Origin of the sequence: Promicromonospora sp. NFX87 (genome assembly GCF_048564965.1) — a bacterium.
Lineage (GTDB): Bacteria > Actinomycetota > Actinomycetes > Actinomycetales > Cellulomonadaceae > Promicromonospora.
On record NZ_CP183413.1, the window covers coordinates 1,308,727 to 1,334,452 of the forward strand.

22 protein-coding genes are annotated in these 25,726 nt (G+C 72.1%); 13 read left to right on the forward strand and 9 right to left on the reverse strand.

Features of this window, described 5'->3' with window-relative positions; all coding sequences use genetic code 11:
* Positions 1 to 181: 181 nt before the first annotated feature.
* Positions 182 to 1,417, forward strand: coding sequence for a hypothetical protein (locus ACNYC2_RS05815; RefSeq protein ID WP_419706114.1), 1,236 nt, complete (start codon positions 182 to 184; stop codon positions 1,415 to 1,417).
* Here the strand turns inward: ACNYC2_RS05815 and dusB are convergent.
* Complete coding sequence (gene dusB, locus ACNYC2_RS05820; RefSeq protein WP_419706115.1) at positions 1,404 to 2,597, reverse strand: tRNA dihydrouridine synthase DusB; 1,194 nt, start codon at positions 2,595 to 2,597, stop codon at positions 1,404 to 1,406. The two genes, ACNYC2_RS05815 and dusB, sit on opposite strands and share 14 nt — an antisense overlap.
* 220 nt (positions 2,598 to 2,817) lie before the next feature.
* On the opposite strand from dusB, the gene ACNYC2_RS05825 reads away from it, so the two are divergent.
* From ACNYC2_RS05825 to ACNYC2_RS05850, 6 genes are all read left to right on the forward strand, one after another.
* Positions 2,818 to 4,254 (forward strand): basic amino acid/polyamine antiporter, encoded by a 1,437-nt coding sequence (locus tag ACNYC2_RS05825; protein ID WP_419706116.1) that lies wholly within the window; start codon positions 2,818 to 2,820, stop codon positions 4,252 to 4,254.
* 12 nt (positions 4,255 to 4,266) lie between these two features.
* A complete protein-coding gene (locus ACNYC2_RS05830; RefSeq protein ID WP_419706117.1) occupies positions 4,267 to 5,559 on the forward strand; it encodes an arginine deiminase in 1,293 nt (430 codons plus the stop codon).
* A 187-nt stretch (positions 5,560 to 5,746) separates the two neighbouring features.
* On the forward strand, positions 5,747 to 6,433 hold the full coding sequence (locus tag ACNYC2_RS05835) for a hypothetical protein (RefSeq protein ID WP_419706118.1): 687 nt from the start codon (positions 5,747 to 5,749) through the stop codon (positions 6,431 to 6,433).
* Positions 6,430 to 8,097, forward strand: coding sequence for a hypothetical protein (locus ACNYC2_RS05840; protein WP_419706119.1), 1,668 nt, complete (start codon positions 6,430 to 6,432; stop codon positions 8,095 to 8,097). The genes ACNYC2_RS05835 and ACNYC2_RS05840 overlap by 4 nt, the downstream gene beginning before the upstream one ends.
* Complete coding sequence (locus ACNYC2_RS05845; protein ID WP_419706120.1) at positions 8,097 to 8,528, forward strand: hypothetical protein; 432 nt, start codon at positions 8,097 to 8,099, stop codon at positions 8,526 to 8,528. Before ACNYC2_RS05840 ends, ACNYC2_RS05845 begins: the two co-directional genes overlap by 1 nt.
* A 4-nt stretch (positions 8,529 to 8,532) precedes the next feature.
* Positions 8,533 to 8,946 carry a hypothetical protein gene (locus tag ACNYC2_RS05850; protein ID WP_419706121.1) on the forward strand — a complete coding sequence of 138 codons (414 nt, stop codon included), beginning with the start codon at positions 8,533 to 8,535 and terminating at the stop codon, positions 8,944 to 8,946.
* A gap of 100 nt (positions 8,947 to 9,046) precedes the next feature.
* Here ACNYC2_RS05850 and ACNYC2_RS05855 read toward each other — a convergent pair whose 3' ends face one another.
* Both ACNYC2_RS05855 and ACNYC2_RS05860 read right to left on the reverse strand, forming a co-directional pair.
* On the reverse strand, positions 9,047 to 10,822 hold the full coding sequence (locus ACNYC2_RS05855) for a glycoside hydrolase family 13 protein (RefSeq protein WP_419706122.1): 1,776 nt from the start codon (positions 10,820 to 10,822) through the stop codon (positions 9,047 to 9,049).
* Positions 10,823 to 10,917: 95 nt separating this feature from the next.
* Entirely contained in the window at positions 10,918 to 11,961 is a 1,044-nt protein-coding gene (locus ACNYC2_RS05860) for a LacI family DNA-binding transcriptional regulator (protein WP_419706123.1), read from the reverse strand.
* A gap of 184 nt (positions 11,962 to 12,145) precedes the next feature.
* Here ACNYC2_RS05860 and ACNYC2_RS05865 point away from each other — a divergent pair, with 184 nt between their 5' ends.
* The 3 genes from ACNYC2_RS05865 to ACNYC2_RS05875 are packed head-to-tail and all read left to right on the forward strand — an operon-like array spanning position 12,146 to position 15,848.
* Positions 12,146 to 13,366 carry a sugar ABC transporter substrate-binding protein gene (locus ACNYC2_RS05865; protein ID WP_419706124.1) on the forward strand — a complete coding sequence of 407 codons (1,221 nt, stop codon included), beginning with the start codon at positions 12,146 to 12,148 and terminating at the stop codon, positions 13,364 to 13,366.
* Complete coding sequence (locus ACNYC2_RS05870) at positions 13,366 to 14,934, forward strand: ABC transporter permease subunit (protein WP_419706125.1); 1,569 nt, start codon at positions 13,366 to 13,368, stop codon at positions 14,932 to 14,934. The genes ACNYC2_RS05865 and ACNYC2_RS05870 overlap by 1 nt, the downstream gene beginning before the upstream one ends.
* Entirely contained in the window at positions 14,934 to 15,848 is a 915-nt protein-coding gene (locus tag ACNYC2_RS05875) for a sugar ABC transporter permease (RefSeq protein WP_419706126.1), read from the forward strand. Before ACNYC2_RS05870 ends, ACNYC2_RS05875 begins: the two co-directional genes overlap by 1 nt.
* Here ACNYC2_RS05875 and ACNYC2_RS05880 read toward each other — a convergent pair.
* The 3 genes from ACNYC2_RS05880 to ACNYC2_RS05890 form a co-directional block, all read right to left on the reverse strand.
* Positions 15,838 to 17,124: a deoxyguanosinetriphosphate triphosphohydrolase gene (locus tag ACNYC2_RS05880; protein WP_419706127.1), complete on the reverse strand. Its 1,287-nt coding sequence runs from the start codon at positions 17,122 to 17,124 to the stop codon at positions 15,838 to 15,840. The two genes, ACNYC2_RS05875 and ACNYC2_RS05880, sit on opposite strands and share 11 nt — an antisense overlap.
* Before the next feature lie 153 nt (positions 17,125 to 17,277).
* Positions 17,278 to 17,451, reverse strand: a complete 174-nt coding sequence (locus tag ACNYC2_RS05885; RefSeq protein WP_116676262.1) for a DUF4236 domain-containing protein — start codon at positions 17,449 to 17,451, stop codon at positions 17,278 to 17,280.
* Positions 17,452 to 17,581: 130 nt separating this feature from the next.
* A complete protein-coding gene (locus ACNYC2_RS05890) occupies positions 17,582 to 18,034 on the reverse strand; it encodes a VOC family protein (RefSeq protein ID WP_419706128.1) in 453 nt (150 codons plus the stop codon).
* A gap of 43 nt (positions 18,035 to 18,077) precedes the next feature.
* Between ACNYC2_RS05890 and ACNYC2_RS05895 the strand changes: the two genes are divergently transcribed.
* A complete protein-coding gene (locus ACNYC2_RS05895) occupies positions 18,078 to 18,953 on the forward strand; it encodes a helix-turn-helix domain-containing protein (protein ID WP_419706129.1) in 876 nt (291 codons plus the stop codon).
* Between the two features lie 100 nt (positions 18,954 to 19,053).
* A complete protein-coding gene (gene dnaG, locus ACNYC2_RS05900) occupies positions 19,054 to 21,051 on the forward strand; it encodes a DNA primase (RefSeq protein WP_419706130.1) in 1,998 nt (665 codons plus the stop codon).
* Positions 21,052 to 21,120: 69 nt separating this feature from the next.
* Here the strand turns inward: dnaG and ACNYC2_RS05905 are convergent, their stop codons facing one another.
* From ACNYC2_RS05905 to ACNYC2_RS05915, 3 genes are all read right to left on the reverse strand, one after another.
* Positions 21,121 to 22,068, reverse strand: coding sequence for an NAD(P)/FAD-dependent oxidoreductase (locus ACNYC2_RS05905; RefSeq protein WP_419706131.1), 948 nt, complete (start codon positions 22,066 to 22,068; stop codon positions 21,121 to 21,123).
* 81 nt (positions 22,069 to 22,149) lie between these two features.
* Positions 22,150 to 23,592 (reverse strand): MDR family MFS transporter, encoded by a 1,443-nt coding sequence (locus ACNYC2_RS05910; RefSeq protein WP_419706132.1) that lies wholly within the window; start codon positions 23,590 to 23,592, stop codon positions 22,150 to 22,152.
* An 81-nt stretch (positions 23,593 to 23,673) separates the two neighbouring features.
* On the reverse strand, positions 23,674 to 24,213 hold the full coding sequence (locus ACNYC2_RS05915) for a MarR family winged helix-turn-helix transcriptional regulator (protein WP_419706133.1): 540 nt from the start codon (positions 24,211 to 24,213) through the stop codon (positions 23,674 to 23,676).
* 106 nt (positions 24,214 to 24,319) lie between these two features.
* Between ACNYC2_RS05915 and ACNYC2_RS05920 the strand changes: the two genes are divergently transcribed.
* Positions 24,320 to 25,723 (forward strand): FAD-binding oxidoreductase, encoded by a 1,404-nt coding sequence (locus tag ACNYC2_RS05920; protein WP_419706134.1) that lies wholly within the window; start codon positions 24,320 to 24,322, stop codon positions 25,721 to 25,723.
* Positions 25,724 to 25,726 lie beyond the last annotated feature (3 nt).

Consider the following 25,726-nt stretch of genomic DNA (forward strand, 5'->3'; position numbering starts at 1 on the left):
CGTGGGTGCTCGGTCAGGGACGGCCGACTGATCGGCGCGCTCGCCGGACGGCTGCACGAGCGTAACTGAACTGGTCCGAGCCGGATCGCACCACCACCCCCGGTCCATGTCTCATCCCGGTTATCCACAGGTGCAATCTCTTGAGCCTTCTCGATAGCATTTCATGACAGAACATTGGGGCATGGCTTCGACACCACCCTCGACACCGACTCGCGCTGCGGCCCCGCTCAGCCTGCTCGGCCTGCACGAACGCCTCGACCTAGCGACCCGGCTGGAGCAGCGCCTGGTCGAGCACGTGCGGCGACCCGGCAACGCCGAGGCCGTCCGGAGGCAGGTCGAGTACGTGCGCTCGGAGTCGCTGGTGCCCGACGACGTCGACTCCGAGCTGCGCGACGCGATGACGCGCGACTGCGCGGTCGACATGCTCGTGCACGTGGGGCCGCGCGAGACGGGCGGCTCGCTGGTCGGCGAGCTCCTCGACGACGCGCCGGCCGGCCTCACCGTGACCGCCGCCGAGCGTGCGCTGCTCGAGCACTGGCGCGACGGCGGCGTGCTGGGCTACTTCATGGTGACCGACCTGGTGGACGAGCACGCGGTGCTGCACAACCTCGAGGACGACCTGGAGTACCGGGTGTACACGGGGCGCTCCGAGATCCGTTCGACGGCGCTGGTGCCCGGCCTGCCCCTGTCGGTGCGCCTCCTGCCGGTCGGGGCGGCGTGGATCTTCGCGGACACCCCGCTGGTCTTCTCGCCGGGCTCCGTGGTCGGGGTCGTGCGGGGCGTCGTCGGGCTGCTGACCTCGACGCCGTGCCCCGCCTACCGCAACCCGCGCACGCTGGCCCGCGCCCGCGAGCTCGTCGCCGACCACCACCGCGCGTTCCGCGACCTCTTCGGGGACGTGGTGGTGCAGGGCACCGCGTCGCACGTCATGGACTGCTACCTACGGTTCAAGGCCCGGATCGGCGCCCCGGCGGAGGAGTTCGCGCTGTTCCCGTCGCTCCGCGACGAACGCTGGCTGCCCGACGACGCCGCCGAGCCCGACGACGAGGCGTTCGCCCTGGTGCACCACCCCGTCAAGGGGCTGCGACTGCTCGACTGGTACGCGCAGCTCCGCGAGGTGCACACCGCGCCCCTCGCGTCCTGGAAGCCGGAGCGGCTCGCGCAGGTGCTCGCCGACCCCGATGCCCCCTCCTGGGTCCTGGACCTGCTCGCGGAGCGGCACCCGGACCACCTGGACGTGCTCTACGGGGCGGCGACGGAGCGGGAGGGCTTCGTCTGGGCGCGGGACGGCGCGGCCCTCCTGGCGGGCCGGGAGCCCGCTGCCGGCAGGGACGAACCGGGGCTGGTCATGGCGCCGTCGATCATGGGGCGGGTGCTGCCGCCGGACGACGAGCCTTCGGGCGTCAGCCGCCGCTGACGCTCAGCTCGGCCTCGCGGAGCTTCGCCTCGAACTCCTCGGACAGGTCGCGGGAGTCGAGCCAGCCGTACGGGAGGTGCGGCGTCTTCGGCGAACCGGCACGGCCGCGCGGCCCCTCGGCGTCGTCCCCGGGGTACGGGGCGTCCAGGTCCAGGGCGTCGAGCCGCTCGCGCAGCTCGGCGAGGGTGTCGACCAGGGCGAGCTCGTGACGCTTCTCGCCGCCCACCGCGTAGCCCTTGAGGTACCAGGCCATGTGCTTGCGCAGGTCGCGCATGCCCTTGCCCTCGTCGCCGTCGAAGTACTCGATCATGAGCTCGCCGTGCCGGTAGATCGTCTCGGCGACCTCGCGCAGCCCCGGCCGGACCCGCAGGTCGGAGCCGTTGAACGCGGCGGCCAGGTCGGCGAACAGCCACGGCCGGCCCTGGCAGCCCCTGCCGACGACGACGCCGTCGGCACCCGTCTCCTCGACCATGCGCAGGGCGTCCTCGGCGGACCAGATGTCGCCGTTGCCGAGCACCGGGACGGTGCGGACGGCCTCCTTGAGGCGCGCGATGGCCTCCCACTCGGCCTGCCCGGAGTAGTGCTGCGCGGCGGTACGGGCGTGCAGCGCGACGGCGGCGACGCCGAGCGACTCCGCGATCTGGCCGGCCTCCAGGTAGGTCAGGTGGTCGTCGTCGATGCCCTTGCGCATCTTGATCGTGACCGGCACGCCGTACGGCTCGGCGGCGTCGACGGCCGCCTTCACGATGTCGGTGAAGAGCTGCCGCTTCCAGGGCAGCGCGGCCCCGCCGCCCTTGCGGGTCACCTTGGGCACCGGGCAGCCGAAGTTGAGGTCGACGTGGTCGGCGCGGTCCTCGCCCGCGATGATCTTCACCGCGGCGCCGACCGTCGCCGGGTCCACGCCGTACACCTGGGCGGAGCGGGGCTGCTCCTCCTCGCCGAACGTCACGATCCGCAGCGCCTCGACGTTGCGCTCCACGAGCGCGCGGCTCGTCACCATCTCGGCGACGTACAGGCCCGGATCGAACCCTGTCGACTGCCCCGCCTCACGGCACAGCGTGCGGAAGGCGCGGTTCGTCACCCCTGCCATGGGCGCGAGCACCACCGGCGTGGCGACGGTGATGGGCCCGATCTGCAGGGGCTCGAGCAGGGCGGTGGTCGTGTCGAGGGCGGAGGTCACGATGCCATTGTTCCACCGGTCTGGATTTCATATGGCAGCAGGTGCGTGGTCGTTTTACGACGACGCGGAGGGTTATCGCCCGATTTGGTCGCCGCAGGATCTTTTGCCGATCCTCGCGGGCCTGTCTGTAATGGATCTGCCGGAGCATCGAGGGGCGCGAGGCGACCGGACACGTGGACCGTCACACCGGGCCGCGTCCGACCGCTATGGGGGTCTCGCGATGCAGACTGAGGACCGCACACAGGAGCGCACGGCGAAGATCAGCGTCGGCACGCTCACCGCGATGGTGGTGGGCTCGATGGTGGGCGCCGGCGTCTTCTCGCTACCCAGCCGGTTCGCCGGCGAGACCGGGGTGCTCGGAGCCCTCATCTCCTGGACGATCGCGGGCAGCGGCATGCTCATGCTCGCCTTCGTGTTCCAGCGGCTCGCGATGCGCAAGCCCGACCTCGACTCGGGCGTCTACGCCTACGCGAAGGCCGGTTTCGGCGAGTACCTCGGCTTCTTCTCGGCGTTCGGGTACTGGGCCAGCGCGTGTGTCGGCAACGTCACCTACTGGATCCTCATCATGTCGACGGTGGGCGCGATCCTGCCCGTGCTCGGCGAGGGGGACACCCCCGTCGCGTTCCTCGTGTCCTCGGCGTGCGTGTGGGGGTTCTACCTGCTGGTCCGCCGCGGCGTGAAGGAGGCGGCGGCGATCAACCGCATAGTCACCGTCGCCAAGGTGCTGCCGATCATCACGTTCGTGCTCATCGCGGTCTTCCTGCTGGACCCGCAGGTGCTCATGGACAACTTCGAGGGCTACGGCATCACCGGCCCGCTGTTCGACCAGGTGCGCGGCACCATGCTCGCCACGGTCTTCGTCTTCCTCGGGGTGGAGGGTGCCAGCGTCTACTCGCGGCACGCGCGGCGCCGGGAGGACGTCGGCCGGGCGACCGTCCTCGGCTTCCTCATGGTGCTCGCGATCTTCGCCTCGGTGACCATCGTGTCCTACGGCATCCTGCCGATGGAGGAGCTCGCCCAGCTGCGCCAGCCGTCGATGGCGGGCGTGCTCGAGGCGGCCGTCGGCGGCTGGGGCGCCGTCTTCGTCAGCATCGGCCTGATCGTCTCGGTGCTGGGCGCCTACCTGGCCTGGACCCTCATGTCGTCGGAGGTGCTGTACGTCGCGGCGAAGGACCGGGACATGCCGCGGTTCCTCGCCCGGTCGGACGCGAACGACGTGCCCCGGGCGGCGCTCCTGCTGACCACGGCGCTCATCCAGGTGGTCCTGGTCGTCACCCTGCTGTCCGACGACGCGTTCACCTTCGCGCTGGACCTCACCAGCGCGCTCTCCCTGATCCCGTTCCTGCTCGCCGCGGGCTACGCGCTCAAGCTGGCCCTGGGCCGGGGCGGCCCGGCGGCCGGGAGTCCCACGACGCGCGACCTCGTCGTCGCGGCGCTCGCCGTCCTGTACACGGCGTTCCTGCTCTTCGCGGCCGGGCTGACGTTCGTGCTGCTGTCGTTCGTGATCTACGCCCCGGCGACGATCCTCTTCGCGATGACGCGCCGCGAGCAGGGCCGACGGGTGTTCAGCAGGGGCGAGCTCGTGATCTTCGTCGTCTCCGTGGTCGGCGGGGTGGCCGGCGTCGTCGCGCTCGCGACGGGCACGATCTCCATCTAGGGAAGGCACACGATGACCATCCACAGCGACGACACACCACAGCCCTGGGCGTCACTGCCCAAGGCGGCACGGCCCTCCGAGTCCTACGGGGTGCACTCCGAGGTGGGCCGGCTCCGCAAGGTGCTCGTCTGCCGGCCGGGCCTCGCCCACCGGCGGCTCACCCCGACCACCTCGGACGACCTGCTCTTCGACGACGTGCTCTGGGTGGACCGGGCGATCGAGCACCACGCGGGGTTCGTCGCCGACCTGCGGTCCCGTGGCGTCGACGTCGTCGAGCTGCACGACGTCCTCGCCGAGACCGTGCGGGTACCCGGGGCGCGGGACTGGCTGCTGGACCGCAAGATCGTCCCCGGCATCGTCGGGCCGGGACTGATCGACGCGACCCGCGACTTCCTCGAGGACCTCGTCGCGGAGCAGCTCGCCGAGTACCTGATCGGTGGGCTGGCGACGCACGACGTGCCCGACCTGCCGGCGTCGTACCGCTCGCTGGCCGAGTACACGGCCGACTCGCGCGAGTACCTGATGGCCCCCGTGCCCAACACGCTGTTCACACGCGACACCACGTGCTGGCTCTACGGCGGGGTCACCCTCAACCCGCTGTACTGGCCCGCGCGGCACGACGAGACGCTGCTGATGAAGGCCGTCTACGAGTTCCACCCGGACTTCGTCGGGTCGACGGTCTGGTGGGGCGACCCCGAGACCGACCACCAGCGGGCGACGCTGGAGGGCGGCGACGTCATGCCGGTGGGCAACGGCACGGTGCTGGTGGGCATGAGCGAGCGCACGTCACGGCAGGCGATCACCCAGCTCGCCGGGGCCCTGTTCGAGGGCGGCGCGGCCGAGCGGGTGATCGTGGCGGGCATGCCCAAGCTGCGCGCGGCGATGCACCTCGACACCGTCATGACGTTCGCCGACGTCGACACGGTCACCGTCTACCCGCGCATCGTCGGCTCCATCCACCCGTTCGTGCTGCGCCCGGGCGCGGCCGGCGACGTGTCGGTGACCGACGAGGGCAGCACGACGTTCCTGGAGGTCGTCGCCCGCGAGACCGGGCTGGGCTCGCTGCAGGTCATCGAGACCGGCGGCGACGTCTACGAGTCCGAGCGGCAGCAGTGGGACAGCGGCAACAACGCGGTGGCGGTCGAGCCGGGCGTGGTCTACACGTACGACCGGAACACCACCACGAACAACCTCCTGCGCAAGGCAGGCGTCGAGGTGATCGAGATCGCCGGCGCGGAGCTGGGCCGCGGACGCGGCGGCGGGCACTGCATGACCTGCCCGATCATCCGCGATCCCGTCACCTGACGGTCGCCGGCCGGCCGCGTGCCCGGCGCGCTGCGTTCGCCCATCCGCACGATGACGGGGCAAGATACGGCCTGACCTGGCCTTTGGCCATGGGGAGTTCAATCGTGGACGGACTTCACCCACCGGGATACGGTTCGGCTGCGGTGTGTTGCACATTGTTCGGACAAATTTTGACTAGGGAGTGCGCATGACCGGCCGGATTCTTGAGCTCGACGCGAAACAGTGGTCCGCGGTGCGGGCGGAGGCGCTGAAGGGCGGCGGGGTGACCGCCGTCGGTACGGCGCTCGCGGAGCACCTCGGCGCGCCCGTGCGCGCGACGCTGGTCTCGACGTCCGGCTCGACCGGCACGGTGACCCGGCTGACCATGGTTGGGGACCGGGTGCTGCTGGTCATGCAGGTCATCGCCGAGCAGGGCGGGGAGACCCGCCTCGCGGCGGGGGCCGAGCTCCGGTTCGTCACGGCCGACGAGCTGTGGGCCGCGCTCGCTCCTGCCCTGCCGCCCTTCGAGGCGCTGCGGGCCCCGGCATCCGCTGTGCCGGGTGCTCAGGGCGCGCCGACGTCGTCGAACCCGGCGGCAGACCGGGCGGAACTGGTGCGCCTGCTCGATGACGAGCAGGCGAACCTGCAGGTCACGGTCGAGGCATGGCGTGAGGGCGAGGCGCCCGTGAAGGTGTGGCCGCGCCTGTGGTCGGTGGTGGACGGAAAGCTGCTGGACGTGCGCACGGACGACGGCGCGCCGGCACCCGTCGAGCGGCCGGCCGGGTCGGTCGCGGCCGAGCTGCAGTGGGCTCTCGTGGGTGCGACGGACGCGGCGACGGGTGAGACCGGCGGGCCGAGCGGTGCCAGCGGCTCCGGTGCGGGCGCAGGCGCATGACCCAGGAGATGCAGGGCCAGGACATCGAGCAGGTCCGGGCACTGGCCGGGCTCTTCGAGTCGTCGGCCGACGAGCTGGAGTCCGCTCGGCAGCAGGTGACCGCCGCGGTGTTCGGGTTCGACGGCTACGGTCCGAACGTGGACCAGATGCGGGGCGAGTGGTCCGATCGCCTGGCGCCCACGCTGAGCGACATCGCGGAGGCCTTGCGGGAGGCGGGTGACAAGGCGACCCGGAACGCCGATGCCCAGGAGGACACGTCCAACTCCTACGACGGCAACCCGTTCGCCGGTGTCTCGACCCAGGGACACGGCTCGTCCGACGACGACGGCGGCGGCCCGCTGGACTGGCTGGGAGACAAGGCCGGGGACCTCTGGGACGCGGGCGGGGACGCGCTCGACTGGACGGGTGACAAGGTCGGTGACCTCTGGGACGCCGGCACGGACGCGGTCGGGAACGCCTGGGATGCCGGCACCAACCTGGTCGGCAAGGTCTGGGATGCCGGCACGAACCTGGCCGGGAACGTCTGGGACGCCGGCACCAACCTGGCCGGCAACATCTGGGACGCCGGAACCAACCTCGCCGGAAAGCTGTGGGACGCCGGCACGAACGCGGTCGACTGGCTCGGCGACCGGGGCTCGGACGCGCTGGACTGGATCGGGGACCGCGCGAGCGCGATCGGTGGCGCGTGGGAGAACGTGGCCGACTCCGGTCTGCAGCTCTGGGACGCGACCGGCGGAGCGATCCTGGACGGCGAGTGGCCGCGCACCACCGAGGTGATCGCGTCCCAGATCCGGCTCGGGGGCGCCTTGCTCGGTGCGGGCATCACCGGCGCATCGCTGGGCATGCTCGACCCCAAGGTCTTCGACGACGGCGACCCGTACGCGGGTGATCCGCGGGACGTTGCGCTGCCGCGCCCGCCGGAGAGCGTCGCGGACATCGCCCGGAGCGTCACCGACGCCTACGCGACGGACGGCACTGTCCGGGTCACCACGGTGCAGGGGCCGGACGGCCCCCGGGTCATCGTGAGCGTCCCGGGCACCGAGGCCTGGAACCCGTCGGCCGGTGACAACCCGATGGACCTCACCGGCAACCTCGTCACCGCGGGTGGCTCGCGGTCCACGATGAGCGATGCCGTCGTGCTCGCCATGGAGAACGCGAACATCCCGCCCGGTGCCGAGGTCATGATGGTCGGCCACTCGCAGGGCGGCATGACCGTCGCCGACCTGACGTCCGACTCGGCGTTCGTGGACAAGTACAACGTCACCCACGCGATGACCTACGGCTCGCCGATCGACAGCGCCCACATCGATCCGTCGGTGAACGTGCTGGAGATGCAGCACCAGCACGACGTCGTCCCGCGGCTGGACCTGGGGGACGCGCGGTACAACCCGTTCTCGCCCAACCCGGCCCTGCCCGGCGGGCACAACGAGAGCGGCAACCACACGACCGTCACGTTCGACGACCCGGGGTCCGCGTTCAACGCGAAGGCGAACCACGACCACTCGGAGGCCTATCCGAACTCCATGGCCAACAGCAACGATCCTGGATACCTCGCCTACCAGGAGTCGCTCCGCAACAGCGGCTTCCTCGTGAACGTGGACGACACAGGCACTCCCTCGCGACCGGTCAGCGCACAGGACATCCAGGTCGGTCGGAAGAACTGATGGGCAAAGGGTGGGAGCGCCGCAGGCGTCGGCTGGTGAACCGGCTCTCCGAGGCCGGGCCGGTCGGCGGCGGGGTCGCCGCGCTGCTCAGCCTCGGCAAGGCAAGGAACTCGGACTGCGAGGAGACGTTCGCACGGACGGCGCTTGCCGTCGACGGCGTGGTGTCGGCCGAGTGGGAGTGCAGCGAGCAGTTCGGCGGAGGCTGGCAGCGAGGCACGGTGGTGCTCCGGGCTTCGTCCCGCGACGAAGGCGCCCGGATCGTGGACGCACTGTTGCGAGCCTTCGCCGCGGAGCCGCTTCTCGAGGACCGCTGGGCCACCCCGCAGCAGTACCGGAACGAGGACGGTTCGCTCGTCCTCAGCGCCGGCGACGCCGGGTTCCGGGCAGTACCGAACATCGGTGAGGTGCGTGAACACTATGGAAAGGACTGACCGAGTGATCCGGAGCCAGCGAACGAGACTGACGTCAGCCGTCGCGGCGGCCGCCTTGGTGCTCACCGTCTCGGCGTGCTCGTCCGGCGCCGCCGACTGCGAGGAGGCGTTCACCGCGGCGTCCCTGTCGGTGCCAGGCGTGGTCTCGGCCGAGTGGGACTGCAGCGACCAGTTCGGCGGTGGCTGGCAGCGTGGCGACGTGGTGATCGAGGCGACCACCCAGGACGAGGCTGCCCAGGTGGTGGATGCAGTGCTTCGGGCATACGCCGCGTCGCCCGAGCTCGACGACGCGTGGGCGACGCCGCAGGAGTATGTGTCCGAGGACGGGTCCGTCGTCGCCAGCGCGGGTGATGCGGGTTTCCACGCGGTCCCGAACGTCGGCGAGGTCCGCGAGCACTACGGCATCACGCCCGGCTGATCCGGGCGGGGACCATCGCTGGTCGAGCTCTACCCGCTGGTCGAGCTTGTCGAGACCCAGGTCTCGACGAGCTCGACCACCGGACGATGGCGAGCTCCGCTCAGGCGCGCAGCCACACGGTCGTGTCCGACGGCACGGCCCGCACGCCGTCCGACGTCGTCAGGTCGCCCGACGCCACCAGCACCTCCGCCTCGGCAGGCAGCGTGAGCGCGGCCTCGCCCAGGTTGCTGACCACCACGACGCCGGACACCTGGAAGGCGACGACGTCCGGGGACCCGGCCAGCGCGTCGACCCACGCGAGTCCTGCCGTGCCGATCTTCTCGGCCCGGCGCAGCTCGAGCGCCGTCCGGTACATCTCGTAGGTCGAGCCCGCGACGCCGTACTGCCGGTCGGCGGCGAGGTCGGCGTAGACGTCGGGCTGCGGCAGCCAGGTCCTGCCGGTGGGGCCGAACCCGTTGCCCGGCGCGCCGCCGACCCACGGCAGCGGCACGCGGCAGCCGTCACGGCCGGGCTCGGCGCCGCCGGTCCGGAAGAAGGACGGGTCCTGGCGTACCTCGGCGGGCAGCGCGGTGTGGTCCGGCAGGCCCAGCTCCTCGCCCTGGTACAGGTAGGCGGAGCCCGGCAGGCCGAGCATCAGCAGCGTCGCGGCCCGGGCCCGGCGCAGGCCGAGCTCGGCGTCGGGCTGCGGGTCGGTCGCGGCGATGCCGTTGAGCTGACGGCCGCCGATCTCGGCGAGGCCGAAGCGGGAGGCGTGCCGCACGACGTCGTGGTTGGACAGCACCCACGTGGTCGGGGCGCCGACGGCGTCCATGGTGCCGAGCGACACGTCGACGACCGTGCGCATCTTCGCCGCGTCCCACGGGGCGGTGAGGAACGAGAAGTTGAACGCCTGGTGCATCTCGTCGGGCCGCACGTAGCGGGCCAGGCGGCTCAGCGGCTCCACCCAGGCCTCCGCCACGAGGCAGCGGTCGCCCGGGTACTCGGCGAGGACGCGGTGCCAGGAGCGGTAGATCTCGTGCACGCCGTCCTGGTCGAACATCGGGCCCTGGTTGCCGGCCCCGGTCGAGCCGTCGTCCGGCTCTGCGGCACTCGCCGCCGGTCCGTCGACGGTGCCCTCGACCATGGCGGCCCGGCCGTCCCAGTCGGGCAGACCGGGCGCCTTGATCATGCCGTGCGCGACGTCGACGCGGAACCCGTCCACGCCCCGGTCGAGCCAGAACCGCAGCACGTCCTCGAGCTCGGCGCGGACCTCGGAGTTCTCCCAGTTCAGGTCCGGCTGCGACGTGTCGAACAGGTGCAGGTACCACTGCGGGCCCAGGGGACCGTCGCCGTGCCGCGGGGCAAGGCGGGTCCAGGCCGGGCCGCCGAAGATCGACTGCCAGTTGTTCGGCGGCTCGTCCCCGGCCGGGCCGCGGCCGTCGCGGAACATGTACCGGTCGCGCGCGGCCGAGCCGGGCGCCGCGGCCAGCGCCTCCTGGAACCAGACGTGCTGGTCGGAGGAGTGGTTGGGCACCAGGTCCACGATGATCTTGAGGCCGCGGTCGTGGGCTCCGGCGAGCATCTCGTCGAAGTCCGCGAGCGTGCCGAAGAGCGGGTCGATGTCGCGGTAGTCGGCGACGTCGTAGCCCGCGTCCTTCTGGGGGGAGCGGTAGAAGGGGCTCAGCCAGACGGCGTCGACCCCCAGCTGCTTCAGGTGGTCCAGCTTGGCGGTGACGCCCGGCAGGTCGCCGATCCCGTCGCCGTCGCCGTCCGCGAACGAGCGCGGGTACACCTGGTAGATCACCGCGTCGCGCCACCACTCGCCGCTTGCGGCGGGTGTGTGGACGAGGGTCCCGGCGGTGAGGTCGTCGATGGTCAGCAGGGGGGTGCGGGTCACGTGTCGCGTCCTCGAATTCGGGGGTATGTCGGATGTAACGCTTGCAGAAAGCGTACGGGAGAATCAACCCCGTCCGACCACGCCCACAGCGAACCTCAGGGGCGCGGGGCCGCGCCCGTCGACCCCCGGACCACCAGCTCCGGCGTGAAGAGGAGTTCCGAGCGGGGGGCGCGTTCCCCGTGGATCTCCGTGAGCAGGGCGCTGACCGCCGCGTGCGCCATGTCGGTGACCGGCTGGCGCACCGTCGTCAGCGGCGGGTCGGTGAACGCGACGAGGGGCGAGTCGTCGTACCCCACGACGCTCACGTCGTCGGGCACGGACAGGCCGCGCGAGTGGGCGGCGCGGATGGCGCCGAGCGCCATCAGGTCGGATCCGCAGACGACGGCGGTGTGGCCGCTGTCGAACAGGTCGCCGGCCGCCGCCTGGCCGCCCTCCAGCGTGTAGAGGGTCAGTGCCACGTGCTCGCGCGCCTCCAGCTCGGTGGCCGCGAGCCCGTGCCGGACGAGCTGTGCGGCGAAGGCCTCGATCTTGCGCTTGGCCGGCACGAACCGGTCGGGGCCGATCGCCATGCCGATGCTGCGGTGGCCCAGCGCGACCAGGTGGCGGACGGAGAGCTCGACGCTGGCGGCGTCGTCGGGGGAGACGAACGGGGCGTCGATGCCCGCGGCGTACCCGTTGATCAGCACGATCGGCAGGCCGCGCCCGCGCAGCCGCTGGTAGCGCTCGGTGGACGCCCGGGTGTCGGCGTGCTTGCCGGACACGAAGACGATGCCGTCCACGGCATGGTCGATCAGCGTCTCGACGTACTCGTCCTCGGTGGTGCCGCCCGGCGACTGCGTGCAGAGCAGCGGCGTGTAGCCGCGCGACGCGAGCTGTGACTCGATGGCCTGCGCGAACGCGGGGAACACCGGGTTGGACAGCTCGGGGACCACGAGGCCGATGAGGCCGGCGGGCCGGGCGCGCAGCGCGGACGGGCGCTCGTAGCCGAGCACGTCCAGGGCGGCGAGCACCGCCTGACGCGTCTCGCCGGCCACGCCGGGCTTGCCGTTGAGCACGCGCGACACGGTCGCGGTGGAGACCCCTGCTTGCTCGGCGAGGTCGGTCAGTCGGGTGCGCACGCCTGGCAGCCTAAGTGACATACGACCTCCTCGTCCCCGGGCGTTCGCGGGTGTCGGCGCCGCGTTTCCGCGGCGTCGCCTGCCAGCCGTTGCAAGCGTTGCTGAAACTTTATCGCAACGCCTTGCAAGATTGTCCAGTCCGGCCTTACGGTTCGTGGCATCCAAACCAGGCCCGACGTCGGGCCGCGAACCACCGGGAGTGACGATGCGACGGAGCATCCTGACCGCCGCTGCGCTGACCGCGACGCTGGCGCTGGCCGCCTGCTCGGGCGGCGCGGAGGAACCAGCGGCCGAGGAGTCGGCCGCACCGAACGGCGAGGGTGCCACCCTCACCGTCTGGGTCGACGAGACCCGCCAGGCCGCCGTCGAGGACGCGGCCGCGGGCTTCGAGGAGTCGACCGGCGCCGAGGTGGAGGTGGTCCTGAAGAACTTCGAGGACATCCGCCCCGACTTCCTGGCCCAGGTGCCCACGGGCAAGGGCCCGGACATCACCGTCGGCGCGCACGACTGGCTGGGTGAGCTCACGACCAACGGCGTGGTGGCTCCCATCGAGCTCGGCGACACGGCCGACGCGTTCGAGCCGGTCTCCGTCTCGGCCTTCACGCAGGACGGCCAGGTCTACGGCCTGCCCTACGCCGTGGAGAACATCGCGCTCATCCGCAACACGGAGCTCGCCCCCGAGGCGCCCGCCACCTGGGACGACGCGATCGCTGCCGGCAAGGACGCCGGCACGAAGTACCCGCTGCTCATCCAGACCTCGACCGAGGGCGACCCCTACACGTTCTACCCGCTGCAGACGTCGTTCGGCGCCCCGGTCTTCGAGCAGAACGAGGACGGCTCGTACAAGCCCGAGCTCGCGCTCGGCGGCGACGGCGGCACGAAGTTCGCGGAGTGGCTGGCCGAGCAGGGCGAGGCCGGCGTGCTGAGCACCGACGTCACCTACGACATCGCGCTGGCCGCCTTCGCCAAGGGCGAGTCGCCGTACATCGTCGGCGGCCCGTGGATGCTGGAGTCGTTCGGCGACCTCGACCTGGCGATCGACCCCATCCCGAGCGCCGGCGGCGAGCCCGCCCAGCCGTTCGTGGGCGTGGCCGGCTTCTACGTGAGCGCGCAGAGCGAGAACGCGCTGCTCGCCAACGACTTCCTGGTCAACCACATGGCCACGCCCGAGGCGCAGCTCGCGCTCTACGAGGCGGGCGACCGCCCGCCGGCCCTGATCGAGGCCGCTGACACCGCGTCCGAGGACCCGATCACCGCGGGCTTCCGTGAGGTCGGCGCCGACGCCGTCCCGATGCCGTCGCTCCCCGAGATGGGCGCCGTGTGGGCGTACTGGGGCGTCACCGAGGCCGCGATCATCTCCGGCAAGTCCGACCCGGCCGAGGGCTGGGACAAGATGGTCGCCGACATCCAGGGTGAGATCGGCTGATGTCGTCGCCTGCGATCCGGGGCTCCGGCCGGACCGGCTGGAGCCCCGGGTTTCTCGTCAAGCTCGCCCTGATCGCGCTGGTCGACGCCCTCGGCGTCTACGCGGTGCTGGCCGCGTGGAGCGCCGGCTCGTGGGGTCTGCTCGCCGCGATGGTGGCGCTGCTGCTCGTGGCGAACTGGGCTTACTTCTCCAAGCGGGCGCTGCCCCTGAAGTACATCCTGCCGGGCCTCGCCTTCCTGCTCGTCTACCAGGTGTACGTCGTGGCGTATACGGGCTACGTCGCGTTCACGAACTACGGCGACGGGCACAACAGCACCAAGGAGCAGGCGATCGAGGCCCTCCTGGTGCAGAACGAGCGGCGGGTTGAGGGTTCCCCGTCGTCGCCCCTGACGGTGGTCACCCAGGGTGATGAGCTGGGTTTCGCCGTCGTCTCGCCCGAGGGTGTGGTCGAGGCGGGCACCGCCGACGAGCCGCTCGCGGTGGTGGACGGCGCCGCCGTGTCGGGCGGCCAGGTGACGGCGCTGCCCGGGTACGAGGTGCTGGAGTACGCGGCGGTGCTGGAACGGCAGCAGGAGGTCACCGACCTGCGAGTGCCCGTCTCCGACGACCCGAACGACGGCTCGGTCCGCACGCAGGACGCGCGCACCGGCTACGTCTTCACGTCCACGCTGACGTACGACGCGGCGTCCGACACCATGACGGACACCGAGACCGGCGTGACCTACACGCCCAACGACGACGGCCAGTTCGAGGCCGCCGACGGGACCACCCTGCCGGTGGGCTGGCGCGTGCTCGTGGGGCTGGACAACTTCGTCACCGCGTTCGGCGACGACCGGTACGCGGGGCCGTTCGGCAAGATCCTGCTGTGGACGTTCGCGTTCGCGGTGATCTCGGTGGCGTCCACGTTCCTGCTCGGCCTGTTCCTGGCGATCGCGTTCAACGACGCGCGCCTGCGCGGACGGCGGATCTACCGCACGCTCGTGATCCTCCCGTACGCGATCCCCGGGTTCCTCGCGGCGCTGCTGTGGTCGGGCCTGCTGAACCGGTCGTACGGGTTCGTCAACGAGGTGCTGCTCGGCGGGGCGTCGATCCCGTGGCTCACCGACCCGGTGCTCGCCAAGCTGGCGGTGCTCGGCGTGAACCTGTGGCTCGGCTTCCCGTACATGTTCCTCATCTGCACGGGCGCGCTCCAGTCGCTGCCGGGGGACGTGCTGGAGGCCGCGAAGATCGACGGCGCGGGTCGGTGGCGCACCTGGCGGTCCATCACGCTGCCGCTGCTCCTGGTCGCGACGGCGCCGCTGCTCATCTCCAGCTTCGCCTTCAACTTCAACAACTTCACGCTGATCTACATGCTCACCGGGGGCGGTCCGCGGTTCGACGACGCCTCGGTGCCGCTCGGGCACACCGACATCCTGATCTCGATGGTCTACTCGGTCTCCGGGCTCGACGGGACCGCGGCGAAGGACTACGGCCTGGCCAGCGCGCTGTCGATCGTCATCTTCGTGGTGGTCGCCACCATCTCCGCCCTCGCGTTCCGGCGCACCCGCTCGCTCGAGGAGATCGCCTGATGAGCACGACGATTCCCCCGGCCCGCCCTGCCGCCCCGCCCCGGCGGGTCGCGCTGGAGCGCCGCACCACCCCGGCCCGGTGGTTCTCCGACCTCGGCTGGCGCCACCTGGTCGGCGTCCTCGCCGTCGTCTACGCGGGCTTCCCGCTGGTCTACGTGGTCTCGGCCTCCCTGGCCGACGGCGGCACGCTCACCGGCTCGAACGACCTGTTCGCTTCGGTGTCGGGCGCCAACTACGTGGCGCTCGGCGGCACGAAGTTCTGGACCTGGATGGTCAACACCCTCGTGGTGGCGGTCGCCACCGGCGTCGGGACGGTGCTCATGGGCGCCGCGGCGGCCTACGCCTTCTCCCGGTTCCGGTTCAGCGGACGCAGGGTGGGGCTCACGGCGCTGCTGGTGATCCAGATGTTCCCGCAGATGCTCGCGTTCGTGGCGATCTTCCTGCTGCTCATCTCGCTGGGCAACGTCGTGCCGGTGCTGGGCCTGGACTCCAAGCTGTCGCTCATCTGCGTGTACCTCGGCGGCGCGCTGGGCGTGAACACGTTCCTCATGTACGGGTTCTTCAACACCGTGCCGCGCGAGATCGACGAGGCCGCGAAGATCGACGGCGCCTCGCACGCCCAGATCTACTGGACCATCGTGCTGCGCCTGACCGCGCCGATCCTGGCCGTGGTGGGACTGCTCAGCTTCATCAGCACGTTCGGCGAGTTCATCATCGCGCGCGTGCTGCTCCAGTCGGAGGAGAACTGGACGCTCGCCGTCGGCCTCTACGGCTGGGTGTCGTCGCTGCAGGACGCCAACTGGGGCCTGTTCACGGCGGGCGCCGTCGTCTCGGCGGTGCCGGTGCTCGCGCTGTTCCTGTTCCTGCAGAAGTACATAGTGGGCGGCCTGACGGCGGGGTCGGTCAAGGGCTGACCAGGCGGCGGTGCAGCGCGATGGCGGACAGGTCCGTGAGGCACGAGACCTGGTCGACCACCACGCGCAGGCGGGCGGCGTCGTCGGACGCCGCCCGCCAGTCCGCGGCGAACGGCGGCTCCAGCTCGTCGGGGGCGCGGTCGGCGAGCACGCTGACCAGGTCCGCCAGGATCTCCCGTTCCCGCAGGTAGCGGGGCTCCTGGCCGCGCGGCGCCATGACATAGGTGACCGCGATCCCCTTGAGCGCGAGGATCTCGTGCTCGGTCTCGGCGGGCACCACGAGCCGCGCGGCGTACCGCGTGAGCGGTCCCTCGCCGTAGACGGCCCGCGTGGCGGTGATCGCCGCGCCGATGAACCGGCCGATGAGCTGGCTCGTCATGTCCTTGAGGGAGGCCAGCGAGCGGCGCGACCCGTCGTAGGCGCGCACCAGGTGGCCCTCGCCGCGCAGGTAGTCCTGCAGCCGCCCGATCGCCGCGTCGATCGCGTCCTCCGTGTACCACTCGCCGTACCAGTCGCGCACGTACCCGGCCACGCGCGCCCGCTCCTCGGCGTGCGCCATGAGGTCGAGGTCGATGCGGCCGGCGACCACGCCGTCCTCGACGTCGTGCACCGAGTAGCTGATGTCGTCGGCGAGGTCCATGACCTGCGCCTCGAGGCACTTCACGCCGTCCGGCGCGTCCTTGCGGAGCCATTCGAAGACCGGCAGGTCGTCGGTGTAGACGCCGAACTTCCGGCTCGCCGTGCCGTCGGGCCGGGCCGGCCCCGCCCCGTACGCCCACGGGTACTTGACGCTCGCGTCGAGGCTCGCGCGGGTCAGGTTGAGGCCGGCGGGGGAGCCGTCGTCGGCCAGCACCTTGGGCTCGAGCCGGGTCAGGAGGCGCAGGGTCTGTGCGTTGCCCTCGAAACCGCCGACCGGCTGGGCGATCTCGGCGAGCGCCGTCTCGCCGTTGTGCCCGAACGGCGGGTGCCCGAGGTCGTGGGTGAGGCAGGCGGTGTCGACGACGTCGGGGTCGCAGCCCAGGGAGCGGCCCATGCCACGGCCCACCTGCGCGACCTCGAGGGAGTGGGTCAGCCGGGTGCGCACGAAGTCGTCGTGCCCCGCGCCGAGCACCTGGGTCTTCGCGCCCAGGCGGCGCAGCGCGGAGGAGTGGACCACGCGCCCGCGGTCACGTTCGAACGGGGTCCGGGCCTGCGACTTGGGCGGTTCGGTCACCCAGCGCTCGACGTCCTGCGCGCTGTACGACGGCGGGATGCTCTTCCCGAGGGCTTGCTCCACGCTTGCACTCTAGTCACGCGGGCTGACATCCCCGGAATCCGGACCTGCCTGCGGCTGTGCGGACGGGGGCCGGCGGCTGTGCCGGCCGTTCTGCCGGCTGCCGCGGAGGCGGGCGCTGGGCCCTGCCTCCGCCGCGGCGGTGCTACCTGCCGGCTACTTGTTGTTGCTGTACCAGCTCAGGCCACCGGGGAGGTTCAAGGAGTGCTTCTTCGTCTTCGAGTTCCAGGTCCACGGACCGATCTTGAAGCTCATGGACGACAAGCCCCTCTGGGTGATGTTGAACTTGAGCGGGCCGAGCGCCAGCCGCTTGCGATACCGGATTCCCATGATCCTGACTTACCTCCTCGGGTCGGGGCAAAGCGTACCGAACCTCGCTACCCCGGCAAACCGAACTCGCCCGAGAACTGACCATGCATCTGCTGCCAGCCGAGGGCCCCGTCTGGCAGCAACTGCATGGTCATCCGCGCTCCGAAGCCCAGGCGTCGCTCGCGCGCTGGACGTCCTCCGGGGTCACCGAGTCGGCGACCGTGACGAAGTACCAGCGGTGGCCGAACGGGCAGCGGACCGCCGCCTGCCGGAACCCCTCGAACCAGTCGGCCGGCTCGGTCAGGCTGCTCGCGCCCGCCCCGATCGCCCGCGCGTAGGCGGCGTCGGTGTCCTCCACCGGGATGGTGAAGCTCGCGTGCGTGGGCGCGCCGACCTCGGGGGCCACGGAGTCCGGCGGGAACGCGGCGGCGACGGTGAACGTCGACTCGCCCGCGGCGGACCGCAGGACCAGGTCGGAGTGGATCACGGCGTCGCCCGCCGTGATCACGTCGAGGGTCTCGGCGCCGAGCGCGGCCTCGTAGAAGTCGATGGCCGCGCGCGCGTCGCTCACGGAGATGTTGGGGTGCAGGGCTGAGTTCTTCATGAGACCGATGCTTCCGCGGCCCGCCTGTGCCAGTCTTGGAAAAATGCGACAGCTGTTCGACGACGGCCCCGCCGTCACGCAGGCGCTCGAGGCCGGGCCGACGCTCGGCATCGTGAACCCGGCGCGCGCCCGCGACCGGTTCATGCTCGCGCGCGTCGCGCCGGCCGAGGACCTGAGCGACCTCGTCGACTGGCACTGGGTGATCACCTGGGACCTGCCGCCCGGCGCCACCTTCACGCAGGCCGTGGTGCCCCACCCGGTGGGCCACATCGTCGCCGAGGACACCGGGTTCCTCGTCTATGCGATGCCCTCGGCCGCCGTCGACCGGCGCACCCTGTCCGGCTCGGGCGGCGTGGTCGGCACCAAGCTGCGCCCGGGCGGCTACCGCGCGCTGCTCGGGCTCACGCACCCGGGCGAGCGGGGCGCCGTCGGGCCGGCGGACTTCCTGGGCCCGACGGCGGACCGGGCCGGCGCCGAGGCCATCGGCCAGGCCAGGGACGGCCGTCCCGACGACGCCGTCCGGACCGTCACCCCGCTGCTCCAGGCCGTCGCCGAGCGGACCCGGACGCCGCGGTCCACCGCCGCGCTCGCGGCCCTCCGCGAGGCCTTCGCCGTCATCGCCGACGCGGTGCCCGGAACGACCGTCGCCACGCTCGCGGCACGGCTCGGCACGACCCCGCGCTCGCTGCAGCGCCTGTTCGCCGACTGGGTAGGGGTGAGCCCCAAGTGGGTGCTGCAGCGGCACCGGGTGCACCTCGCGGCCGAGATGCTGGGCCGCGATCCGGCGCTGGACTTGGCGGGGCTCGCGTCCGCCGTCGGCTACTACGACCAGGCGCACTTCACTGGCGACTTCGTGCGGGCGGTCGGCGTGGCCCCGGGCGAGTACGCACGGACGTGCGCGGCGGCGCGCGCCCGCTGAGCCCGCGACCTGTCAGACCCACAGGTCACCCGACTGACCTGTGGGTCTGACAACTCGCGGGTGTGGGCCGGTGTCGGTGGGCGCGCATAGACTTCGGAGCGTGGCCGGCCTGATCAGACGCGAGGATGTGGACCAGGTCCGCGAACGCGCGCGGATCGACGAGATCGTCTCGGCGCACGTGACCCTCAAGCCCGCCGGGGTGGGCGCGCTGGTGGGTCTGTGCCCCTTCCACGACGAGCGCAGCCCCAGCTTCAACGTGCGGCCCAGCGTTGGGCGCTACCACTGCTTCGGCTGTGGCGAGGGCGGCGACGTCATCGAGTTCGTCATGAAGATGGACGCCCTGAGCTTCACCGAGGCCGTCGAGTACCTCGCGGGCAAGACCGGCGTCCAGCTGCGCTACGAGGAGGGCGGCTCCGCCCGTCCGCGCGAGGAGCCCGGCAAGCGGCAGCGCCTGCTGGAGGCCAACAAGGTCGCCGCCGAGTTCTACGCCGAGCAGCTCATGGGGCCGGACGCCGCCGCGGCGCGCACCTTCCTCGCCGAGCGCAGCTTCGACCGGTCGGACGCCGAGCTCTTCGGCGTCGGGTTCGCGCCCAAGGGGTGGGACGCGCTGCAGCGCCACCTCCAGGGCCGCGGCTTCACGCAGGCCGAGCTGGTCGCGAGCGGACTGATGTCGCAGGGTCAGCGCGGTATCTACGACCGGTTCCGGGGCCGCGTCATGTGGCCCATCCGGGACGTGACGGGCGCGGTGATCGGCTTCGGCGCGCGCCGTCTGTTCGAGGACGACCAGGGGCCCAAGTACCTGAACACCCCCGAGACCAGCCTCTACAAGAAGTCGCACGTGCTGTACGGGATCGACCTCGCCAAGCGGGAGATCGCCAAGGGCAAGCGCGTCGTGGTGGTCGAGGGGTACACGGACGTCATGGCCGCGCACCTGTCCGGCGTGACGACGGCGGTGGCCACGTGCGGCACCGCGTTCGGTGGCGACCACGCCAAGGTCGTGCGGCGTCTGCTCGGTGACACGACCGCCGGAGGCGGCATGCAGCTCACTTCCGGCGGGACCGTGGGCGGCGAGATCATCTTCACGTTCGACGGCGACGCGGCAGGCCAGAAGGCCGCCGAGCGTGCCTACGGCGAGGACCAGCGGTTCTTCGCGCAGACGTACGTCGCTGTCGCCGACGGCGGCATGGACCCGTGCGACCTGCGCATGGCCAACGGCCCGGAGGCGGTGCGGGCGCTGGTGGACGGCCGCAAGCCCCTGTTCGCCTTCGTGATCCAGGCCAAGATCAAGCAGTTCGACCTGAACACCGTCGAGGGCCGCGTCTCCGCGGTGCGTGCGGCGGCGCCGGAGATCGCGGGGATCCGCGACCGCAGCCAGCAGGACGGCTACACGCGCGAGGTCGCGGGCTGGATCGGTACGGAGATCGACGAGGTGCGGCGCGAGGTCGCCCGCGTCGCGTCCACCCCGTCGCTGCGCCGGGCACCCGGCGGGCAGGACGGCGACCGCAGGGCCTCCGGCGCGCCGGGAGCCGACGGGGCACGGGCCGGCGGTACGCGGCCCGGCGGGCCGGCCGGCCCCGACGAGCGTCCGGCGACGGGCGGCGTGCAGCAGCTGCCCGCCCCCGACCCGCGCGACCCCGTGGCCCGCGACGAACGGCTCGCCCTGGTCGCCGTCCTGCAGTACCCGCAGCACGTGCCGGCGTCCTTCGACGCGCTGGGCGAGGACGCGTTCGCCGTGCCCGCCTGGCGGGCCGTGCATGCGGCGATCCGGGCAGCCGGGGGAGCGGCGGCGGGGCGTGACGTGTCCGCGGCGCAGTGGGTCGGGGCGGTGCTGGAGCAGGCCTCGGAGACGGTGGCCGGCGTCGTCACGCAGCTGTCCGTGGCGTCGCTGCCGGAGGACCGGGAGGCGGCCATCGCGGCGTTCGTCGGCGGCGTCGTGAACCGGGTGCTCGACATGGGGCTGATGCGGCGCGTCGCCGACGCCCGGAGCCGCCTGCAGCGCCTGGACCCGTCGGACGCGGAGACCTATCAGGCGGCGTTCGCCGAGCTCCTCGCGATCGAGGCCGAACGCCGCACCCTCCGCGAGTCCACGACCGCCTGACCGTTGAGTGCTGGATATTCGCCCCTAGGGCGGCCTCAAAAGGGCAAATATCCAGCACTCAACGAGGGGTCAGGCGGGGTGGTCGCGTGTCAGCAGGTCGCCATCGGCCGCTGCCGCGGCTACCAGGCCCGAGGATGCCGCCGTGAGGACCGACGCCATGGGCATCGGCAGGGCCGCGGTGTGCGCCATGTCGCCCGCGGCGAACACGCCGGGCACGCTCGTGCGGCCCATCGCGTCGATCTCGACGGCGCCCGACGCCAGCATCCGCAGGCCGAGCTGCTCCGCGAACGGGGCGCGCTGGGCGAACTCCGCCGCCACGAAGATTCCGCCCACCTCCTCGGCGGGACCTTCGGCGAACGACACGGTGGCACCGGCGGCGCTGCGGCTCAGCTCCTTGACGGGCTCGGGGCGGACGGCGACCCCCGCGCCGTCGAGCTGCGCACGGATGACCGGGTCGAGGTCGGCGCCGTCGGTCAGGACGGTCAGGCGGCTCGCGATGCGCTCCAGCAGGAACGCGACCCGGGTCACGTGCGGCCCGCTGCCGAGCACCGCGACGTGCTTGCCGCTCAGCTCGTGCCCGTGGCAGTACGGGCAGACGGCGGCCACGGTGCCGAACAGCGGCTCCAGGCCGGGGATCGCCGGGAGTGTGTCGCGCATCCCGGTCGCGAGCACGACGGCGTGGGCGGTGAACGACGCCGCACCGCCGGCCTCCGCGGCGAGCTCGACCCGGAAGCCTGCGCCGTCCGGCACGACGGCGGACGCCGCGGTCTCCCGGACCGTCACCGTCGCGTAGGCGGCGAGCTCGGTGCGGGCCGCGGCCCGGAACTCGGCGGGCGGGGTGCCGTCGTGCGTCACGAAGTTGTGCATGTGCTCAGCGGGCGCGTTGCGGTACTCGCCCGAGTCGAGCAGCAGGGTCCGCCGGTGCATGCGGCCGAGCGTGAGCGCGGCCTGCAGCCCGGCGGGGCCGCCGCCGACCACGACGGCGTCATAGAGGTTCGACAGCACTGGTGCGGTCATGGGTGGGCTCCGTCTCCTGGGGTGTCGTGCGGTACTGCCCCAGGGTCTGACTTCATGTCGACATGAAGTCAAGGCCCGCCGTCACGCCGCCGGCTGGGCGTCCTTCGGGTTGTCGCGGGGAAGCAGCAGCACGGTCACCGCCATCACCGCCGCACAGCCGACGACGCACCAGAACACCAGGTGCATCGCGTGCGCCAGGCCGGGGCCCTCGGGGGTGCCGTCCGCCCCGACGGTGGTCACCGCGTTCACGACGGCGCCCAGCGCGGCCACGCCGACCGCCTGCCCGATCGACCGGGCGAACATGTTGGTCGCGGTCACCGCGCCGCGCTCGTTCCAGCCCACGCTGTGCTGCGCGGCCAGGAGCGTGGGCACGGCCACGAAGCCCATCCCCAGCCCGATCACGAACACCGCCGCCGAGATGTGCCACACCTCGGACCCGGTGCCGAGACCGAGCGTGAGCAGGGACCCCGTCAGGACGATCCCCGCGCCGATGACCGCCGTCCAGCGGAACCCGATGGACAGGTAGATCCGGCCCGACAGGGTCGCCGCAAGGGGCCAGCCGACCAGCAGCGCGGCCAGCGCGAACCCGGCCACGAGCGGCCCGACGCCGAGCACGCCCTGCGCGTAGATCGGCACGTACGTCGACAGGCCCAGCGTGATGACGCCGATGGTGAGCCCGGCCGCCGTCGACGCGCTGACCACCCGGCGGCGCAGCAGCCCCAGGTCGAAGATCGGGTGCGCGCTCCGGTGCGAGACGACGGCGAACGCCGCGAGCAGCACCGCCGAGGCGACGAACATCCCCACCGACGGCAGCGAGGCCCAGGCCCAGGCGTGCCCGCCCTCGAGCAGGCCCAGCACCAGCGCCGTGCTGCCGCCGGTCAGCAGCGCGGCGCCCAGGTAGTCGATGGGTTCGCGCTCGCCCTCGCGCTCCTTCTCGTGGAACCGGCGCCAGAGCACCACGGCCGCCACAGCGGCGATCGGCACGTTGACCCAGAAGATCCAGCGCCAGCTCACGAACTGGCTGAACACACCGCCGAGGGTCGGGCCGAGCACCGACGACGCGGCCCACACGCTCGCCAGGTAGCCCTGGATCTTGGCGCGTTCGGCGAGGGTGTAGATGTCGCCCGCGATCGTCATGGACATCGGCATGATCGCGCCGGCGCCCAGGCCCTGCAGCACGCGGAACCAGATGAGCGCGGGCATGCTCCAGGCGACGGCGCACAGCACCGAGCCGAGCAGGAACAGGCCGATCCCGACCATCATCACGCTCTTGCGCCCGAACACGTCGGCCAGGCGTCCGTACAGGGGCACGGTCACGGCCTGCGCCAGCGTGTACGCCGAGAACAGCCAGGGGACCTGCTCGAACGCGCCGAGCTCGCGCGCGACCGTCGTCGACGCCGTCGCCAGGATCGTGACGTCCAGGGCCACCAGCGCCGTGGAGAGCATCAGCGCCCCGAGGATCGGGCCGCGATCGCCGCGCAGGCCGAGCCGCACCTCGGCGGTTCCGGTGGATGGCGCGCTCATGTCTGGGGCTCCCGGGTGTGCAGCACGACACATATAAAGTTGCCTGAGGCAGCGTCTATTCCCTGGGCGCGGCCCCGGCGCCTACTTCGGGCGGTTGCCCGGCCAGCCCTCCGGGACAGGCCCGTTCCCGCGGTCGGGCACCGACTCGGCGACGCGGCCGATCGTGTCCAGGAACGAGCTGACGTCGGCCTCGTCCGCGCCGATCGCGCGTCGCAGGGTCCTGTCGAACGTGATCGCCGCCGACTTGAGCCCCTGGTAGAGGGTCTCACCCGCGTCGGTGACCTCGATGCGCTGCACCCGGCGGTTCGACTCCTCGCGGGTGCGGACGACGAGCCCGCGGTCCTCCATGCCGCGCAGGTGGTGCGTCAGCGTCGCCTCCCGGATGCCGACGGCGTGGGCGAGCTCGCGCTGGGTGGCCGGCGTGCCCTGGTGCAGGGCGAGCAGGATGTGCCAGACCTGCCAGCTCCCACCGTGCTCGGCGAGCAGTGCGTCGAACGCCCGCATCACCCGCTGCACGGACTGCCACATGGTGGGCACGACGGGGGGCAGCCCGGGCCGGCTCGGCCCGTTCCCGTTGTCCGTGCCGCCTGGTTCGCCCTCGGGCAGCCCGCGTGGTCGCATGGTCGAAGGGTAGTTCGGCTGACCGGAAAATGCATTGACGGCTAATGCTTAGATGTCTAACGTTTACGACGGGAAGTACCCCAGCACCCCACCCGGAGGATCGACGATGGCCACGCAAGAACCCACCACACAGCTCGGTGCCGACGCGCTCGACAGCGCGCTGGCACCCCTCGCGGACGCGCTCGGCGACCGCCTGCTCACCCCGTCGTCCGCCGCGTTCGCCGAGACGGCGGAGCTCTTCGTGGGCGGCGCGGAGCGGATCCCGGCCGCGATCGCGCGCGTCCGGACGACCGAGGAGGTCGTGACGGCGCTCGCCGTCGCGCGCGAGACCGGCCTGCCGCTCGCGGTGCGCGGCGGCGGCCACCACCAGGCACGGCACGGCCTGGTCGACGGCGGCCTCGTGCTCGACCTGCGCCTCATGGACGGCGTGGAGATCGACACGGAGGCGCGCGTCGGGCACGCCCAGGGCGGCGTGCTCGCCGGTGCCTACACCGCGGCGGCCGGCGCCCACGGCCTGGCCACCGGGTTCGGCGACACGGGCACCGTCGGCGTCGGCGGCATCACGCTCGGCGGCGGCATCGGCTTCCTCAGCCGGCATGACGGCCTCACCGTCGACAACCTGCTGGGTGCCGAGGTCGTGCTCGCGGACGGCCGCGTGGTGGAGGCGAACGCCGACGAGAACCCTGACCTCTACTGGGCGCTGCGCGGCGGGGGCGGCAACTTCGGCGTCGTGACCCGCCTGGACCTGCGCCTTCGGGAGATCGGCACGATCACCGGCGGGGCGATGATGTGGACGCCCACGCCTGCCGCGCTCACCGCCGTCCTCCGGGCGTTCGCCGAGGGTCCGGACGAGTTCGCGGGCATGGTGAACGTGATGATCGCCCCGCCCGCCCCCATGGTCCCGGCGGAGCTGCACGGCAAGCCCGTCATCATGGCGCTGCTGGTGCACTCGGGCACCGCCACCGAGGCGGAGGAGGCGCTCGCGCCGCTGCGCGCGCTCGGGCCGGTGCTCGACGGCGTCCAGGAGATGCCGTACCCGGCGATGTTCGCCGGTCCGGGCGGCCCGCCGTCCGGCGCGGTGGGCGATGCCCGGAGCGGGTTCCTCGGTACGGGCGCGTGGTCGCCGGACGAGGCCTGGGCCGCGGCTGCCATCGATGCCGTGTCCACCGCGGGCGGTCCCGCCGCGCTGAACATCCGCGCCATGGGCGGCGCGATCGGGCGGGTCGACCCGGCGGCGACGGCCTTCGCGCACCGGGACCCGGCCTTCATGGTCACCGTCTACAAGGGCGCGCCGAGCGCGGAGGCGCTCCCCGAGGCGAGCGAGTGGGTGGCGTCGGCTGCCCAGGAGCTCGGGGTCAGCGAGCGCGGCTACGTCAACTTCATGGGGACCGCCACGGAGCAGGACGTGCGCAACGCCTACCCCGAGGCCACGCTGGAGCGGCTGCGCGAGGTGAAGCGGGCCTACGACCCGAACAACCTCTTCGCGTCGAACCACAACGTGCGGCCCTGAGGC

Excerpts from the sequence above, each read along its gene's own strand:
- ACNYC2_RS05815 (WP_419706114.1), top strand. The coding sequence starts at position 182 with ATGGCTTCGACACCACCCTCGACACCGACTCGCGCTGCGGCCCCGCTC.
- ACNYC2_RS05825 (WP_419706116.1), top strand. The coding sequence starts at position 2,818 with ATGCAGACTGAGGACCGCACACAGGAGCGCACGGCGAAGATCAGCGTC.
- ACNYC2_RS05830 (WP_419706117.1), top strand. The coding sequence starts at position 4,267 with ATGACCATCCACAGCGACGACACACCACAGCCCTGGGCGTCACTGCCC.
- ACNYC2_RS05835 (WP_419706118.1), top strand. The coding sequence starts at position 5,747 with ATGACCGGCCGGATTCTTGAGCTCGACGCGAAACAGTGGTCCGCGGTG.
- ACNYC2_RS05840 (WP_419706119.1), top strand. The coding sequence starts at position 6,430 with ATGACCCAGGAGATGCAGGGCCAGGACATCGAGCAGGTCCGGGCACTG.
- ACNYC2_RS05845 (WP_419706120.1), top strand. The coding sequence starts at position 8,097 with ATGGGCAAAGGGTGGGAGCGCCGCAGGCGTCGGCTGGTGAACCGGCTC.
- ACNYC2_RS05860 (WP_419706123.1), bottom strand. The coding sequence starts at position 11,961 with ATGTCACTTAGGCTGCCAGGCGTGCGCACCCGACTGACCGACCTCGCC.
- ACNYC2_RS05865 (WP_419706124.1), top strand. The coding sequence starts at position 12,146 with ATGCGACGGAGCATCCTGACCGCCGCTGCGCTGACCGCGACGCTGGCG.
- ACNYC2_RS05870 (WP_419706125.1), top strand. The coding sequence starts at position 13,366 with ATGTCGTCGCCTGCGATCCGGGGCTCCGGCCGGACCGGCTGGAGCCCC.
- ACNYC2_RS05875 (WP_419706126.1), top strand. The coding sequence starts at position 14,934 with ATGAGCACGACGATTCCCCCGGCCCGCCCTGCCGCCCCGCCCCGGCGG.
- ACNYC2_RS05885 (WP_116676262.1), bottom strand. The coding sequence starts at position 17,451 with ATGGGAATCCGGTATCGCAAGCGGCTGGCGCTCGGCCCGCTCAAGTTC.
- ACNYC2_RS05890 (WP_419706128.1), bottom strand. The coding sequence starts at position 18,034 with ATGAAGAACTCAGCCCTGCACCCCAACATCTCCGTGAGCGACGCGCGC.
- ACNYC2_RS05895 (WP_419706129.1), top strand. The coding sequence starts at position 18,078 with ATGCGACAGCTGTTCGACGACGGCCCCGCCGTCACGCAGGCGCTCGAG.
- ACNYC2_RS05905 (WP_419706131.1), bottom strand. The coding sequence starts at position 22,068 with ATGACCGCACCAGTGCTGTCGAACCTCTATGACGCCGTCGTGGTCGGC.
- ACNYC2_RS05910 (WP_419706132.1), bottom strand. The coding sequence starts at position 23,592 with ATGAGCGCGCCATCCACCGGAACCGCCGAGGTGCGGCTCGGCCTGCGC.
- ACNYC2_RS05915 (WP_419706133.1), bottom strand. The coding sequence starts at position 24,213 with ATGCGACCACGCGGGCTGCCCGAGGGCGAACCAGGCGGCACGGACAAC.
- ACNYC2_RS05920 (WP_419706134.1), top strand. The coding sequence starts at position 24,320 with ATGGCCACGCAAGAACCCACCACACAGCTCGGTGCCGACGCGCTCGAC.